Origin of the sequence: Vibrio sp. 10N.261.54.E10 (assembly GCF_002877735.2) — a bacterium.
Taxonomy (GTDB): Bacteria; Pseudomonadota; Gammaproteobacteria; order Enterobacterales; family Vibrionaceae; genus Vibrio; species Vibrio crassostreae_C.
The window spans coordinates 1106453-1121605 of the sequence record NZ_MCXE02000001.1 but is presented as its reverse complement, the minus strand read 5'-3'; the positions used below and the strand labels follow the sequence as shown (position 1 = coordinate 1121605).

Here is a 15153-nt window from a genome sequence, read left to right as displayed (position 1 = left end):
GAACAGTGATGAACTTTGCAAGCTTCATATGTTTATTCTGTTAGAGCAGACTATGCCAGCCCCTCAACAGTAGTGATAAAGCACGCTAATCACTATAGACTCCATCAACCAACAAAATGAGATCGAAGTTTTATCCAAAAAGGCCAGTAGTCTCAACAACCGGGTGACTCCACAGATCTATCCATCCCATCACCAATTTTTTAGGTGACTTTAAAGATGCCCCTACACTAGTCTGATAGCTAAAGTTAGAATAGACCCGTTAAGTATCATCGATTTACAAAACAGAGCCAAAATATCTAAATAAAAACAGTGAGAAGCGATACAATAATCAAGTTGCAAAATTGCAGCGTGGGACACCTGCCCACTGACAGCCCATTCACAGAGAACCATAAAGTAGCCTCACATGTCTAAAGAACCCGGTTTCACTACAGAATACAAACTCGACAAGACGTTTTTCGCGGAGTGTTATGATCAAACTAGCCTTCCGACTCAATTTCCAAAAGCCTACTTAAAAGGAATACTGTTTCTTATTTTTGGTGTGGTTCTGCTGGAGTTTGAACTATTACCTAACGGCTATGTTGGCTGGTTCTTTATTGTTTTGAGTGTGATTGAAGCATTCAGTGTGTACTGCAAAAGAACCTGGTGGTTATGGCGACAAAAAATCAGCTCAGGCGCAGGCAGCAAAATTGTCTTTCAAGGTGACGCTAACGGAGTAAGTTACAAAAACCACAAAGCGACCAACACCATCGCGTGGAGTGACATCGACCAACTTGAGCAGACCGATCTTGGTTTTATCCTGCATATCGGTAAACAGCGCCAATATGTGAGTAAATCTTGTTTAAACGATGAAGCTATTGCCTTCATGATTGAACACCACGCCGCATCAAAAGCGAAATAACACCAATAAATGCCTGCTGATTTAGCAGGCATTTTTCTATCACTTTTAATTCTACGTATCGAATTACCGGACAATAACAATGAATACCGTGTACCAAATCAGTGATTGCCACCTTTCCGATGAATCCAGCTATGAGAACCTGCGCAGAGCACTGGAATACGTCAACAAAGACACGGCATGCAAGACCATCTTTCTGACTGGTGATATTTGTTGTAACCCAAAGTCTGGCGACTACGTTCGATTAGAGGCATTCATTAGGCAACACATTAGCGACCAATCCATTTACGTGATTGCGGGTAATCATGATGACTCTCGCTTAATGCGCACAGAGCTAAAAGGCTCGACGATTTATGTCACCGACAAAGCCACCATCGGTGAACGAGAGTTTGTGTTCCTAGACTCAAGCTTCAAGCCGCTAGACAGCCGCCACCCACTTGGTTCAGGGCGTCTTGATAACCGCGGCATGGCTCAGCTAAAACAACAATTGAGAAAGGCCAATGATCCTATCGTGGTTGTTCACCACCCTGTCATTCCAGTCGGTGCAGATTGGATGAAAGCGATCCGCCTAGAGAACGATACTGATGTGATAAAAGTGCTTCGAAAATATCGCGTTCGTGACGTGTTCTGCGGTCATGGCCATGATGAAATAACAGCGACACAGCAAGGCATAACTCAATATATGGCCCCGTCGACAGCCTATGGCTTTGACCACTCGATCAATGAATACAATCGCAGCGAGAAGATAGGATTAAGTCGAATCTCGTTCTGTACTGATTCCATCAACTACCAAGCTGTCTATTTTTGAACCCTATCTTACTGTCTTAAACCTCATAGATTAGCTTTCAAATAAACCAAACTATATAGAGCTATGCCAATAGAAGAGGCTTGCGGCGATTCAATTTATCAATCTGTGATTGAAGCCCACAACCCAACTTCCACAACGGGTCAACGTTCAGTAGAAGAAATTACCTGGTTAGCACTGATGACTGTAAAACAAATGCACGATTTAGTTCGGCGCAATCTCGAAAACGAAGAGCTCGAAAACTAAAAGTTTGAAAAAGAATTATCTAGAAAACAGAAAGCTTGAAAGCTGAATACGTAGGATTATCGCCCCACTCTCACAAGTGACCAGAGCCTTGCAAACGTTATTACACTAAGGTTTGCTAGCAAGGTCTTTGTGATTGATAATAAAAGCAATATAGGCGCAAGTTAGCGCTTTTTTATCACCTAGGTTTATATTGAGGCTATATGGAAATCAAAGTACTAAAAAGCTTTGTGGCTGTCGCGACACATTGCAGTTTTTCAAAAGCTGCAAAAGAGTTAAATACCGTTCAACCTGCCATTAGCCGCCATATCACAAGCCTTGAACACGAACTTGGAGTGAGCCTATTTTTCCGTACATCTCGCGAAGTCGTCATTAGCGCCGCAGGGCAGCACTTACTTAAAGATGCGATTAGACTCATCGAACAAACGGAACAAGCAAAACAGTCCGCGATTCGAGCTTCTTCTGGTTGTATTGGTACTTTAACTATTGGTTATCTTGGAGGCGCAACTCTGAGCTTTTTGCCTCGTTTAGTTCGACAGTATATTGCTGAAAACCCCAATATTGATGTTGATCTTGTTGAGATGACGGCTTCTGAACAGATCGAAGCTCTGGACAAACGAGAGATCGATATTAGCTTCTCTCGCCCACTGCCGAACCTGCTTGTTGATGATTACACCTCGGTGACGATTTATACAGATAAGCTTGTTGCTGTTTTGCCCGTCACCCACGAGTTGGCTAAATACTCCACCATTCAAATGAAACAACTGCAGCAAGACCCTTTCATCTTATTTGAACGTGAACAAGCGGTAGGATTATTTGACTCCATCATTACTCAATGTGACCTATCTGGATTCTCTCCAAATATAAAAAAACAACCCAACAACATGCAAACCGTGTTAACCCAAGTCTCTTCTGGCTTAGGTGTATCTATCGCACCGCATGCAATTCGTGATTTACGCAGTGAGGGATGTGTATTTGTTAATCTTGAATCTGTGGACGTACAAATGCCATTAGTGATGACACACCATTCGCATACTCTATCCCCTACAGCCAGTGTCTTTGTTGCTGTCGTCCAGAGTGAAATTGAGGCGATTCAACAAAACATGGCTTAGAAAGTTATCTATACCAGATTCGTATAGAATTTAAATCAAATGGTTATTTTTGTTATTCAATCGCTAACCTTAGACTTAGCTCATCGAAATCATTCATTAAAACGATGAACCAAAGTTAAGGTGTCACCATGTCAAAATTGACTACAGAAGTGTTGAGCACAGGACGTTTATTACTGATGTCGAGCGCAGTCTCGGCAACTGCTGCAAACCTTTATTATAACCAACCCATCTTACCTAAGATCGGCGCAGAGCTAGGGTTAACAAGCGAACAGCTAGGCGCAGTGCCAGCTGCCGGTCAGATTGGTTATGCCGTGGCATTGCTATTCTTATCGCCCTTAGGAGACACGTTACCCCGCAGACGCCTAATAGCGATCTTGTCTGTCATGTTGGTGTTGTCATCTTTTGTCGCGTTTACTGCATCTAGCTTAGTGGCTCTGGTTGTTGCGTGTTTTGCGATTGGTTTGAGTGCCAACATCACTCAGCAGCTGATTCCATTTGCAGCGTCACTAAGTACTCCAGAAACGAAAGGAAAAGTCATTGGCACATTAATGACAGGCCTAACTGTGGGCATCTTGCTTTCGCGTACACTCAGTGGGTTCATCGGTGAGCAGTTTGGGTGGCGCGCGGTATTTATGATGTCAGCAATTATTGCGATGGTCTTTGGTGTGTTGCTGTATGCCTTTTTACCGACGAACACGCCGACAACGAAAATACCTTACCTTAAACTGGTTTCGAGCATGGCCACGTTAATCAAGCAGCATGCGACACTGCGTACTTCCGCTTTAACTGGCGCGCTTTGGTTTGCTTCGTTCAATGCGCTGTGGGCGACGTTAGCTCTGCATGTCAGTGAATCTCCGTTTAACTACAATGCACAACAGGCAGGAATGTTTGGTGTTATTGCTCTTGCTGGAGTCATTGGAGCAAAAGTTTCAGGGTCACTGGTGAGCAAGTTTGGCTCTCGAAACATGATCAGTATGGCGTTAGTTATTATTACTGCTGGTTTTATTATATCGGGGCTTTTCGCTGACACATTGGCTGGATTGATCGTCGGTATCATTCTCATCGACCTTGGGGTATTTAGCGCTCAAGTATCGAACCAAGTACGCGTATTCTCAATTGACCCACAAGCTCAAAGTCGTATCAACGGAATCTATATGCTTGGCTACTATCTCGGTGGTGCGTTTGGTTCATTTGTGGGAATTCAGGTATTTGAACGTGCGGGTTGGATTGGTGTTGTGGGCTTTAGTATTGCAGTCGTGATATTGAGTTTTATCGTTAACCGTTCAAATAAGCAATAAGTCACCTCGTCTTAATTCTTGAACTTACCAATATGCACAACGGATATTCACTCTGTAATTGATAGCAAATTACCACCCAGTGATTTGCTATCGTTCTAGATCTAATAAGGCAGTAGTAACTCTACTCTCTCAAGTTTTGAATATCATGATTCTCAAACAAGCTTTCCCGCCTAGAGCGCTGTTATGCCTTTGCGAGATGATCTTGGTCTATTCTTATCATTTAGACGACTGAGTTCCGAGGCTTTGAGTATGAATAAACTGTTTTTAATCTTATTGGTTTTTCTTTTGTCCGGATGCGGAACAAGTGATAGTGCTTTGATTGAGAGTGGTCACAACACCTCTTACATACAAGGTTTTCATGACGGTAGGCATAGCGGCATGCAAGAAAGCGGCAATAGCTTCGAAAACTACATAAAAGATGGAAAGCGTTTTGAATCAGACAGTGACTACAAGCAAGGCTGGATCGCGGGTGAGTCTGAGGGGAAAAAGCTACAAGCAGAAGCAACAGCGATCGGTAAAGGTGCCGCTGCTAGTTATCCTCAAAAATCGACAACGACGGATTTAGATGAAGTAGCAAAAGACACCTTAAAAGGCGTCGATACATCGGGCTTAGAGAATTTAAAATAAAGGTATAACAAAGCTAAGGTTAGGCTCCTGAATAACTCGTACATTGCCCAACGCTTACAAATGCACCTGAGCAAAAATTGATCTGCATTAGCATATGGTTTAATAATGATTAACTACTAAACATTCATAATACAAATTGCGCAATACTGAATTGAGAGAGTTCATTTTTACGTTGTTGGTGATTTCATGGATGTACACACCTTAGCTATATATACCTCTTTGTTAGCAGCTACGGTTGCGAGTGCTATGTTGTTAACGCATAAATATATACTCGCAGGCACCACGTTAGGGGTAAATTATATTGCTTATGCTGCTTTGCTGTTAGGAGCCAGTGTTACCCCGCTTTCGTTCGGCGTTACTCAATCTTCAGAATCCATTGTTTTTCTTTCCAATGGTGCATACGCAACGGCTTTTGGTTTGTTACTCGTCGGTATAACCGTGTTACGCGGAGCAAGTCGATCTTTTCTCGTAATATCAATCATCATTAGCTCCCTTGGCATTAGCTTCTTCCTTTATAGCGCCCTAATTGCGCCTTCTGTAACTTCTAGGATCGAGGCACGAAGTATTCTCGTTGTGACGATATGTATCTTAGCCCTATGTGCAAACTATTCAGGGGAAAAGCACGATAACAGAGAAGCAAAGTGCCTGTTGAACCTGACCCTGTTTATCAACATTCTCTATATGGCAATTAGGGGCGTACTTGCTCATACCAAAGGAACGAACTCGAACTATTACCTGATATCAGATATTCATAAATTGTCTTTCGTTATCATGACAATCACAATTGTTAGCCTCGCATTTTCAGTGTTTTGGATCTTAACTGATCGTTTGTTGAAGCAGACCTATCGTTCATCGATCACTGATGAACAAACAGGCCTTTATAACCGTAGAGGCCTAGCAGAACTGATACCCAAGCTTGTTCAACCAGGCCGAGAGAGCGACATTTCTGTACTGATGGCCGACCTAGATCACTTCAAAAAAATTAATGATACCTATGGTCATGACAAGGGAGATGATGTGATTAAGCACTTTGGTCAAATTCTTGAAGATACATGCCGCACAAGCGATTTCTGTTTTCGCTATGGTGGAGAAGAGTTTGTTGTCATGTTACCTAGAGCGAATAAAGTTCAAGCAATGCAGATAGCTGAAAGAATAAGAAACCACGCAAAACACAACTCCAATCAAGAGCTCTCTTCTGGCACGTATACTGTCAGCATTGGAGTGACTCAAGCCCTCATAAACGATGACTGGAATTCATTAATTAAAAGAGCGGATAACGCCCTCTACGACGCAAAATCTCAAGGGCGCGATTGCATTGTTGAGCGTTAAGGCGAGTTGTAAAACAGTGTAAATATTCTTCCATCACAAAACATGTTGGCTAAGATTCAAGAGGTTAAACACACACAACCAGTAAGGTTAGCAAGGATGCGCTTTTTCGGTTTGTTTTAGCGATAGCATTATTGGCGTAACTCCCTTAAAGCGACTCTAGAACTTCCCGCCATTTACCCATTCTGCTTTTGGTGGCACGGGCTCTTGGTTTACCCATATCTCTTTAATTTGACCTCCCTCAACTCGGAATAGATCAAAACGCGCAACCTCGAGACCATTATCAATAACTCGGCTGTAAGCTGCTACGAAGTTACCTTGACCGACAATCTTGAACACTTGGTCATAGCCACCAATATAGCTATCTAAAGGGCTCACATCTGAGGCTTGATAAACGGCTAGCTCTTCGTGCTGGAGATACTTTGATAGCTTGTCTTTCTGCCCTAGTACCATGACATCACATAAAAAATCACGGATAAGGTTCTTATTCTCCTCTGTTTTATCTAAGTCAGTATGATTGATTGGCCCTTGCAGTCGACCTTCCCCTTCCGTCGGTTGAGCTTCGAAGGCAGAAATCACATCCCAATGTTCAATAATTTTATCGTCATTATCGGTATCGAATAGATCCGTAGTCACCCACTTATATTCGCCATTATTAATATCTTGGAATGCTTGAACAAACACGAATTGGCCATCGACGATTGAACGTATGATCTTTATGTCTCTAACAGGGCAGCGTTTTAAGAACGGTTCGAAGAACTCAACAAAACCATCAATACCGTTGCGAACCCCAGTGCTATGTTGAGTATAACGTTGACCGGTGTACTTCGTTACCGCCTCTAATGCATGACCATCTCGGATACCTTCCATATACAGATTAGTCGCATTCGCTAGCTTATTGCTCATAGATAGTTTCTCCAAACTTAATAGTGCCAAAGTACGTTATTTGGCTCGTACACTGAAACTCAGAACTAGATTGTCTCAGGTGTCCTTTTAACTGTCGGATTGTTGAATAGGCTCTTCGCGTCGCTATTCAAAACCAAGTTAAGCTCGATATACGTCTACAGCATATCGAGCCTTTACAACCTAATTGGTCACTGTGGTTACTGTTTGGCGTGATAAGCTTTAGATACTGCGTAGCTATCCTCAAACCAGTTCCAACTCTTCACTTTGCCATCTTCAACCTGAACTCGAACCGCCCAGCTGAATTTACCCGTGTCTACACCAGATTCATTCGCAATGGCACTCATGCTGCCCATGAATACTGCTTGGTCGCCGTTTACAAAACTATAGTCTGTTGACCAGCTTGTGACTTTCAAACCTGCGCCAAATAGAGGAAAGAAAGTGTTGAGCACTTTTTCTTTTGACTCCCAGTTACCGATCCAAGGGATGTCGGCGTCACCTTCGTTGTGCCAGACAAAATCATCGGCCATTAATGACTCGAGTTTTGCCATATCACCTGAGCCTGCCGCCCATAAGAATGCTTGAGCCGTTTCTAGTGTCTTTGCTGAATCGACTGCTTTTGTTTCATCTGCAAGGGCTGGAGTGAATTGAAAGAAAGCCAGAAGACTCGCTAGACCGATAAGTAGATTTTTCTTTAACATTTTCTTTCTCCTGATTGTCAATTTTGAAGCTCAATGCGTGGGAGATTAAAAGTGCCATCAGTGCATGCTTTGAACTTCAGTTCTGTTTGTTGCCTTGTTGAGATAACTATAGCTGTGCTAAATTTTTGGTAAACTCACTAATTGAACACGTTGGATATGCGCAAATGCACAACATAAGATGGGATGACCTGCAATATGTTCTAACAGTGGCGAATGAAGGATCCCTGTCGGCCGCGGCAAGAGCACTTGGTGTAAACCACAGCACCGTTTTACGTCGTATTGACACCTTTGAGTATCGTCACAAATTACGAATTTTCCATAAACTTCCTACCGGATACAAACTAACGGTTGAAGGGCAAAAGCTTCTGGAGTCAGCTCTCGCTATCGAATCCACAGTAAGAGAATTGGAGCACAAGGTTTTTGGACAGGAATTGAAGCTAGAAGGTACGCTAAGAATAACGACGACCGATGCGTTATCTCGCCTCATTCTGGGTACTCATTTGGCTGCTTTTCATCGGCTTTATCCAAAAATTCAGTTAGAACTCAGCCTCACATCTCGTCAATTGGATATTTCACACCTAGATGCAGATATCGCGATTCGCCCGGCAAATGAGTTGCCAGCCCATTTAGTTGGGACCAAGTTAAGTAAAATTGCCTTTGGTGTTTACGGATCGCCAGAATATATAAATGGCCTTAAGAGTAAGCACCCCTTAAAGTCTGCATCTTGGTTAATGATGCATAGAGGCAGTGCTTCGCTACAGGTTTCTGAACTGATTTCGGAAGACAAAATTGTCATGAAAGCCGACTCTTTTGAGCCCCTGATCATCGCAGCTGAAAATCAGATGGGGTTAGCCTACTTACCCTGCTTTTTAGGTAACAGTAAGGGAACTCTGCAAAGAGTAGATATGGAAGTGATGCACCAAAATACAGACCTATGGATGATGACTCATAAAGATTTAGAAGATTCAGCCAAAGTAAAAGCATTTTTTAATTTTATGAAAGGCGCAATCAAATCAGACCATAATCGGTTGGCCGGATTTGATTATTAGCGAACGAGTGCCGGCTCTTCACCATTAGGCTTACGAACAAAATGACACAAAGCCCACAGCACAAACAAAGTCACAGTCAGCTCCCAAGCGCGTAGGAAGGTACTTTCCAACCCTAAATTGCTACTGGTCATGTACAACTGAATCGGCAGCATAGTCGCCAATAACGCATCGGCATGAACGTCTCTGGCTGAACCTTTCGCTTTGGCCATTGATGCGGTGATCATAAAGGCAAATAAACCCAACACTATGGTGTAGTAACCGAATGTAGACTGATGCCCTGCCATCAACAAGGTGAACACCGCGGCTACTGCACAGCCGCCTACTTGAGTTTGAAAACGGCGGTCAACCACGTCGATAAAGCTTTTGTGTGTGGTTTGGGTTGCAGCAGCAATCACTGGCACCATGCAGAACGTTGCAGAGATGATGTCGACAATCATCAAGAATGCCAAACCAAGACCAATCAACGCGAGTGAAATTGCTCTGTTCTCAAATGTGACAGGCTGTTCTTTAAATACAGGAGGCTTGCTTCCTTGCTCAACAGGGAACAGAGCCACCATGGTTTTTGCTACTACCATGGTAATCAACATGGATAACAAAATTTCATGAATACGCATCGGCATATCCATGGTGGTGTGCTGAGCAAACACGACAATCAAAATCCAGTTGAAAGTTGGCATCAACATTTGACCTTTCTTTGCCGGTGTAGTAGCTCGACGACGCATAAAATCGAAGAAGAACAGGCTAATGGTCCACACCACAAACGGATGCTGTGAAAATACCTCAGTCACCACCAGCGCTGTACTTGCAGCCAATAAAGTGGGTGACAAAGTACGGATCAGGCCAAGCCAAGAGTAATCTTTATTCTTGGTCATGATGATGGTTGGATACAACGCCAGATAAACGGGAGAGTCTAGGTTTAGTAGCTTTCCCAACACCATACAAATCGTCACAGTAAGTGCGACACGCAGCGCTTCATTACGTTGAGACTGACCCTGTGCAGTGTTTTCGAATGTCCACATAGTCATCTCCTATTAATAGATGTAGCGAAATGTTGAAACCAAGTGAATCCAAGCCGAGCCAATAACGTGCATTATTGGGTTACCGCTTTCAACAATCACACTCGCTCGTGAACCTGAGATCATCGAAGGATCCAGTTCGTTAACTGTAATGCGGGTACGTACTTTCTGTTGCTCACGGATCCAACGCGTATCATTAGTCACGCTAGACAGCTTGCCATTGGCATTATTGGTGTCGTAAATCGCACGCTCTTGGCTACTCACTTCACCCGTAAAGACTTTGCCCGGTAGCGCATCAAAAGAGACCAAAACTTCGCGGCCATTAGTTAGCTTATCAATGCCTTTCTCATTGAAGTCTGCACTGATCCACGCATGAGCTTCGTCCACCAGCAGCAATGATGAAGTGCCTTGAGTGATATAACTGCCCGATTGCAATTGTAAGTTGGTCACGACACCTTCCGTTTGCGCGACGACTTGAGTGTGGCCTAAATCCAGTTCCGCACTGGCAAGTTTTGCTTCTGCTAATTCAATGGCCGCTGTGCGGTCTTGGGTCGATAACTCAACCTCAATGCGTTTCACTTCCGCGTTCGCAGCTTCAACCGCACTACTCGCAACTTGTGTATTGGTGATTGCATCATCAAGATCTTGTTCAGTCGCAAGCCCTTTGTTACGCAGTTTTTGGTTACGTGCGAGTTTCTGTTTCGCGTTGTGATATTCGAATTCTCGTTGGCTTTGTGTTTGTTTCGCTGCTGCTAATTGCTGCCATTTCGCTGAGTCAGAATCACGCGCTTGATGCAGTTCGGCTTGCGCTTGTGCCACTTTCAATTGGTAGCTACTGGCATCGATAGCAAATAATGGTTGACCTTTTTCAACCAACTCGCCATTACTAACCATGACGTCGGTAATTACGCCGGACACTTCTGGCGCAATGGTCGCGACGTTACGATACAAAGTCGCTTGAGTGGTAAAAGGGGAAACATTATCTGAGGTGACTAAAAAAGCGGAGAACAATGCTGCCGCTGAAAAAACAGTGTAAATCGCGTATCTATAAAAGTTTTCGTTCATGCTTGTACCTAGTTTTCATTCGTTATAAAGCGCCGCGCTCACGGCTTATTCGATTCTCTTTTCTACGAAAACTAGGTTATAACCATTCACAAATGGAAAACAGAGCCAATAAAAGAAGTGAGGATTCCACATTTGGAAAGGTTGATGATTTGTACCGATTTCGCTCAATGGTTGAACGAAAAGGTCAGATAAGGGTGTATTGAAACGTTCGCATTCAGTTCCTCCCCTTTCCTTCCCAGCGTTCAATAAGAGATTGAAGAAGTAAGACCACCCGACTTCATTCCATTGGATTGCTTAATTTTCGCTAGCTTCTTATGGTTAAAATGCCTATTGTACAAACCATAAAATTATAAAGACTCGCGGCCTTTGCCACAGAGACTCTCCATTTAAAGCGAAAAGACTTACTATGAATTTTGATATCAATGCACTGAAACACCACCAACTGGTCGAAGATGGTCAATTAGAAGGGTATTACATTCATCAGCCTGTGCAAGGCAGTCAACCAGATGACAAAGCCGTTTTAGAAGAGCGCCAAGCGCTGGAAAGCCAAGGATATAAGGTGGTTCAGGTTAAAGCGAAAGGCGGAACAACTACGTTTGCCGAGGCTATGCAAGAACTTGCGAAGAAGACAGGCCACCAGCCTAAATAGTAAGTGACTTGGTAAACCAATATGATCATCGAGAAAGCACCCTACCGACTATTGAGTCAGCTGGGTGCTTTTTTATTGACGGCCTTTAACTGACTAATCTTGTTAACTGACCTAAGTTACTGACTCAGCTGACTGAACTTCGGCAAGCTTTTCACAAACTTCTGGTGTACATCCATATAAGTTTGCATATAGATTTCATCGATATTGTCACCACTCGGGAAGCTGGATGAGAAATCTACGTGGTTGCGGTCAATCGACAATTTAGCCGCCTCGACAATATGAGCAATGAACATTCGAGGATCTTCCAAGCCAATAGAGATACGCATTGTCGTCGGTTTGATACCGGCTTCATTGAGCGCTTCATCACTGAGTTCTGAGTGCGTAGTCAGTGCTGGACACAGCGCCACTGTATTGGTTTGCCCTAAACTTACTTGCATGCCGATAGCGGGCTCAAGCATGTCGAAGAACTGTTTGAAGCCATCTCGATTGATTGGCGCACGGTCGCCATTGCCTTCCATATCGATAGTGAAAAGCGCCGCTGGTAGCCCCAAGTACATGTTGTTCTGGCAGTGTTCATAGTTATCACTATCTGGCAAAGCAGGACACGACACATTGATGTCTGGGTGAGCATCAAAGATCTTCGCGAGAGTCAGTGTATTAATCGTTTTTTGCACCACTCGCATCTCATACGTTTTCATACCATTGAGCACTTCAAACGCTTTATCTGCATCTAGGAATGCACCCTTAATGTAGTACACATTCCAAAACAGCGTTTCGTTCCATAGGATTTTGGCCTCATCACCGTTGGGCTTGGTGAAAGTGACCTCCTCTCCTTTTGGCACAAACATAGTCTCATTGCGACCAATCACAACCCCAGCAGTTGTGGTGCCAGAACCCGCCAGTTCTTTGGTGTAGGAGTGAATCACATAATCGGGTCTTTCAGCCACATCGTCGCGTTTTAGTACTGGATGCAGCAATGGAGTCCCCACTGTCGAGTCAACAATTACGTCCCAACAACGAGAGTGACCAGCTTTACTGATGCTAGCAACATCCAACACGTATCCATGCGGGTTACACGGTGACTCTAGGTAAACGTAGATTTTCTTACCTGCAGCGATGCGATCTGCGTATTTATCAGCAACCTCATCAAGGCGCGTCGCAAACTCATCACCGGAGTAACCATCCACCCACTCTACCGCGACATTCAGATTAGAAGGTTTTCCAAACCAATCTTCCAACAGCTGGTAAGAACCACCGTAGATATTGCGTGAAGCCAAAACAATCTCTTCATGCCCGAGCAAGTGGCTCAACAACCCATCAATAGCCGCCATACCCGAGTTAAAGTTCCATGCGAGGTATTCGTTGGCTCTAGAGCCTGCCTCGATATCAACCATATGGTTAGCCAGTGAAATCGATGTAGGGTTAAGCAGTCGAGAATATATATCGTGCAACGGCTCTTTACCGTTAAACACATCTTCAATCCATTCTGTACACGCAAACAAATAGGTCGCGGTACGTGTAATCACAGGGCTTGCAGAAAATATAGCAGCGACATTATCGAAAATTGGATACGCACCTTTAGACGCAAAATTACCATTATTGGTGGCAATAGACTGGTAAGTGGCGCGCATTGGGTTTTGCAGATTATCGAGGATCTTAGCGATCTGGAATGACAAAAAACGTTTGGCGTTAAACCAAGCGATTCGGTCACTTTTATCGAGCTCTGAAAGTCCATCAACCGTCAATGCCCAAAGATCGTGTGTCTTGGTATTGGCTTGGTACAGTGTCGTCGCCAGTTCAATCAGCGTGATGCCGTAATCGCTATTTGGGTCGATACCAAAATGCTTTGCTTGCTCAACGGCAAGAGCTTCTGCTTGTTCGTGTTTGGTGGTTTTACGCAGCGGGCTAAGTTGAGTTGAAGTATTCATAATTCCTAAGTCATTCCATGCTTGTTGTTCCTTCTTTAATTTTAGTTTTGGGCAGATGTTAAAAATTGCTATTTGCGAAGTAAGACATACACTTTGAGCAATAATATTGCCAAACTAAATTCAATATTGATGGATTATGCCAATGGACGAGATCGACAAAAAAATACTGGCTGAACTGCAAAACAACGCTCGGCTGTCTAATCAAGAGTTGGCCGATCGAGTAGCACTGTCGCCCTCTCCTTGCTTACGCCGAGTTCGAGCATTAGAGAAACAAGGGATAATTCGTGGTTACCACGCCAGTGTCGACCAAGAAGCGTGTGGCCTGCCAGTCAATGTGTTTGTGTTGGTGAAACTTGAAAAGCCGACAGAAGAGAACATGCGAGACTTTGAGCAGCACATTGAAGTGATTGACGAGGTGTTAGAGTGTTTTCTGATGACGGGCAATCACGACTACCTATTGCATGTAGTCAGTGAATCGCTAAAAAGCTACGAGCAGTTCATCCGTAAACAACTAACTCGCCTGCCTAATATTGCTTCTATTGAATCCAGCTTCGCCTTCGGTCAGGTAAAAACTAAGACCAAGTTGCCAGTGAGGTAATTAGAAACGACTTAATTTGTCTGTGCTGAAGGCATTGGATAATCATCTCCAATCATACAGATAAGAGCGCCACCAAAAGCTTTTTCGTAACGTATTTTTCCTGTCGCATCTGAGCTTTCTATACTCGAACTGCCGTCCACAATCTTATTAATTTCTTGTGCGACTTTTGTTGGTACCAACCAGATACAAGCTGCAACAGAGCAAGTGGATGATGACGATTCGCAACCTGTCTCGGAGCTTCCTCTTATCCAAAGACTATCCTTTTCCTTAAGCAGTAATTGCGTTGCTATGTAATCTGGGTGGTCGATGTACTGATCGCCACCTATCCATGTATCTTCATAAGGTAGGTACGGCCCTTTCCATGTGGATAAGCCCGGATTTGCAATTAAGTGATTGATGTTTAAGTAGCCGAAGTTCGTATCGGTATCGGAAGCAATAGGAGGCAGAGAGCCATTATCACGAGAATATTGCTCAGCGGCATCCAAAACAGTATTCAGTTGGCCGATTAGAAATTTTGCCTCGTCGACACGGGACATACGGTTCCCGAACTGGTTGTAGATAAAAAAAGCGGCAATGAGCATCAGTAAGCCAAACGTTACAAGTTTCCATTTTTTTATCTGACGCAGAAGTTTCAACATCTATTTTATCTCTCATCAAGAAGGTTCTGATAACGCTAAGGTCGTCCCTATGAGAAAGATTATACCAGAGTAAAATCAAGCGTTTTGCATTGAAACTTACTTGTCCATGTCTGCGGAAAATAAGCCTAGCTCTAATGTGCCCAACTTCGATTTAGAGCCTCCCTAAAAACAAACAATCATCACACCCGACTTCACTGACTTAACCCTCAAATCAACCTTGTATTGAATTGCTCCGTAAAACAAACCAAAGCGATGGAAATCGATTCGAAGTGATCGTTTTATCGGACTGTCATCTAATTT

Annotated in this window: 16 protein-coding genes; 10 read left to right on the top strand and 6 right to left on the bottom strand. The window is 43.6% G+C overall.

Annotation, left to right across the window (positions count from 1 at the left end; translation table 11 throughout):
• Positions 1–403: 403 nt before the first annotated feature.
• From BCU07_RS04920 to BCU07_RS04890, 7 genes are all read left to right on the top strand, one after another.
• Entirely contained in the window at positions 404–898 is a 495-nt protein-coding gene (locus tag BCU07_RS04920) for a YcxB family protein (RefSeq protein WP_017059097.1), read from the top strand.
• 79 nt (positions 899–977) lie between these two features.
• Positions 978–1703 carry a metallophosphoesterase family protein gene (locus BCU07_RS04915; protein ID WP_102428607.1) on the top strand — a complete coding sequence of 242 codons (726 nt, stop codon included), beginning with the start codon at positions 978–980 and terminating at the stop codon, positions 1701–1703.
• Between the two features lie 63 nt (positions 1704–1766).
• Positions 1767–1946 (top strand): hypothetical protein, encoded by a 180-nt coding sequence (locus BCU07_RS04910; protein WP_017059095.1) that lies wholly within the window; start codon positions 1767–1769, stop codon positions 1944–1946.
• A 200-nt stretch (positions 1947–2146) separates the two neighbouring features.
• Positions 2147–3055 (top strand): LysR family transcriptional regulator, encoded by a 909-nt coding sequence (locus BCU07_RS04905; protein ID WP_102333226.1) that lies wholly within the window; start codon positions 2147–2149, stop codon positions 3053–3055.
• A 128-nt stretch (positions 3056–3183) separates the two neighbouring features.
• The gene (locus BCU07_RS04900) at positions 3184–4353 is read left to right on the top strand and encodes an MFS transporter (protein WP_102428606.1); all 1170 of its coding nucleotides are present in this window, start codon (positions 3184–3186) and stop codon (positions 4351–4353) included.
• Between the two features lie 249 nt (positions 4354–4602).
• Positions 4603–4980: a hypothetical protein gene (locus BCU07_RS04895; protein ID WP_240798951.1), complete on the top strand. Its 378-nt coding sequence runs from the start codon at positions 4603–4605 to the stop codon at positions 4978–4980.
• 186 nt (positions 4981–5166) lie between these two features.
• Positions 5167–6309: a sensor domain-containing diguanylate cyclase gene (locus BCU07_RS04890; RefSeq protein WP_050649555.1), complete on the top strand. Its 1143-nt coding sequence runs from the start codon at positions 5167–5169 to the stop codon at positions 6307–6309.
• A gap of 156 nt (positions 6310–6465) precedes the next feature.
• On the opposite strand, the gene BCU07_RS04885 is transcribed toward BCU07_RS04890, so the two are convergent.
• A complete protein-coding gene (locus BCU07_RS04885) occupies positions 6466–7212 on the bottom strand; it encodes a nuclear transport factor 2 family protein (RefSeq protein WP_017059089.1) in 747 nt (248 codons plus the stop codon).
• Positions 7213–7409: 197 nt separating this feature from the next.
• Positions 7410–7910, bottom strand: a complete 501-nt coding sequence (locus tag BCU07_RS04880) for a nuclear transport factor 2 family protein (protein WP_017059088.1) — start codon at positions 7908–7910, stop codon at positions 7410–7412.
• A 164-nt stretch (positions 7911–8074) separates the two neighbouring features.
• Between BCU07_RS04880 and BCU07_RS04875 the strand changes: the two genes are divergently transcribed.
• Positions 8075–8959 carry a LysR family transcriptional regulator gene (locus tag BCU07_RS04875; protein WP_017059087.1) on the top strand — a complete coding sequence of 295 codons (885 nt, stop codon included), beginning with the start codon at positions 8075–8077 and terminating at the stop codon, positions 8957–8959.
• Here BCU07_RS04875 and BCU07_RS04870 read toward each other — a convergent pair.
• Positions 8956–9978, bottom strand: a complete 1023-nt coding sequence (locus BCU07_RS04870; protein WP_102428605.1) for a DUF2955 domain-containing protein — start codon at positions 9976–9978, stop codon at positions 8956–8958. The genes BCU07_RS04875 and BCU07_RS04870 overlap by 4 nt on opposite strands.
• A gap of 12 nt (positions 9979–9990) precedes the next feature.
• Positions 9991–11040 carry an HlyD family secretion protein gene (locus BCU07_RS04865; RefSeq protein WP_102428604.1) on the bottom strand — a complete coding sequence of 350 codons (1050 nt, stop codon included), beginning with the start codon at positions 11038–11040 and terminating at the stop codon, positions 9991–9993.
• A gap of 406 nt (positions 11041–11446) precedes the next feature.
• On the opposite strand from BCU07_RS04865, the gene BCU07_RS04860 reads away from it, so the two are divergent.
• The gene (locus tag BCU07_RS04860) at positions 11447–11689 is read left to right on the top strand and encodes a hypothetical protein (RefSeq protein ID WP_017059085.1); all 243 of its coding nucleotides are present in this window, start codon (positions 11447–11449) and stop codon (positions 11687–11689) included.
• Positions 11690–11805: 116 nt separating this feature from the next.
• Here BCU07_RS04860 and BCU07_RS04855 read toward each other — a convergent pair whose 3' ends face one another.
• The gene (locus BCU07_RS04855) at positions 11806–13617 is read right to left on the bottom strand and encodes a PLP-dependent transferase (protein WP_102428603.1); all 1812 of its coding nucleotides are present in this window, start codon (positions 13615–13617) and stop codon (positions 11806–11808) included.
• A 142-nt stretch (positions 13618–13759) separates the two neighbouring features.
• Here BCU07_RS04855 and BCU07_RS04850 point away from each other — a divergent pair, with 142 nt between their 5' ends.
• The gene (locus tag BCU07_RS04850) at positions 13760–14215 is read left to right on the top strand and encodes an Lrp/AsnC family transcriptional regulator (RefSeq protein ID WP_017059083.1); all 456 of its coding nucleotides are present in this window, start codon (positions 13760–13762) and stop codon (positions 14213–14215) included.
• Between the two features lie 11 nt (positions 14216–14226).
• Here BCU07_RS04850 and BCU07_RS04845 read toward each other — a convergent pair whose 3' ends face one another.
• Positions 14227–14853 carry a hypothetical protein gene (locus tag BCU07_RS04845; protein WP_017065460.1) on the bottom strand — a complete coding sequence of 209 codons (627 nt, stop codon included), beginning with the start codon at positions 14851–14853 and terminating at the stop codon, positions 14227–14229.
• Positions 14854–15153 lie beyond the last annotated feature (300 nt).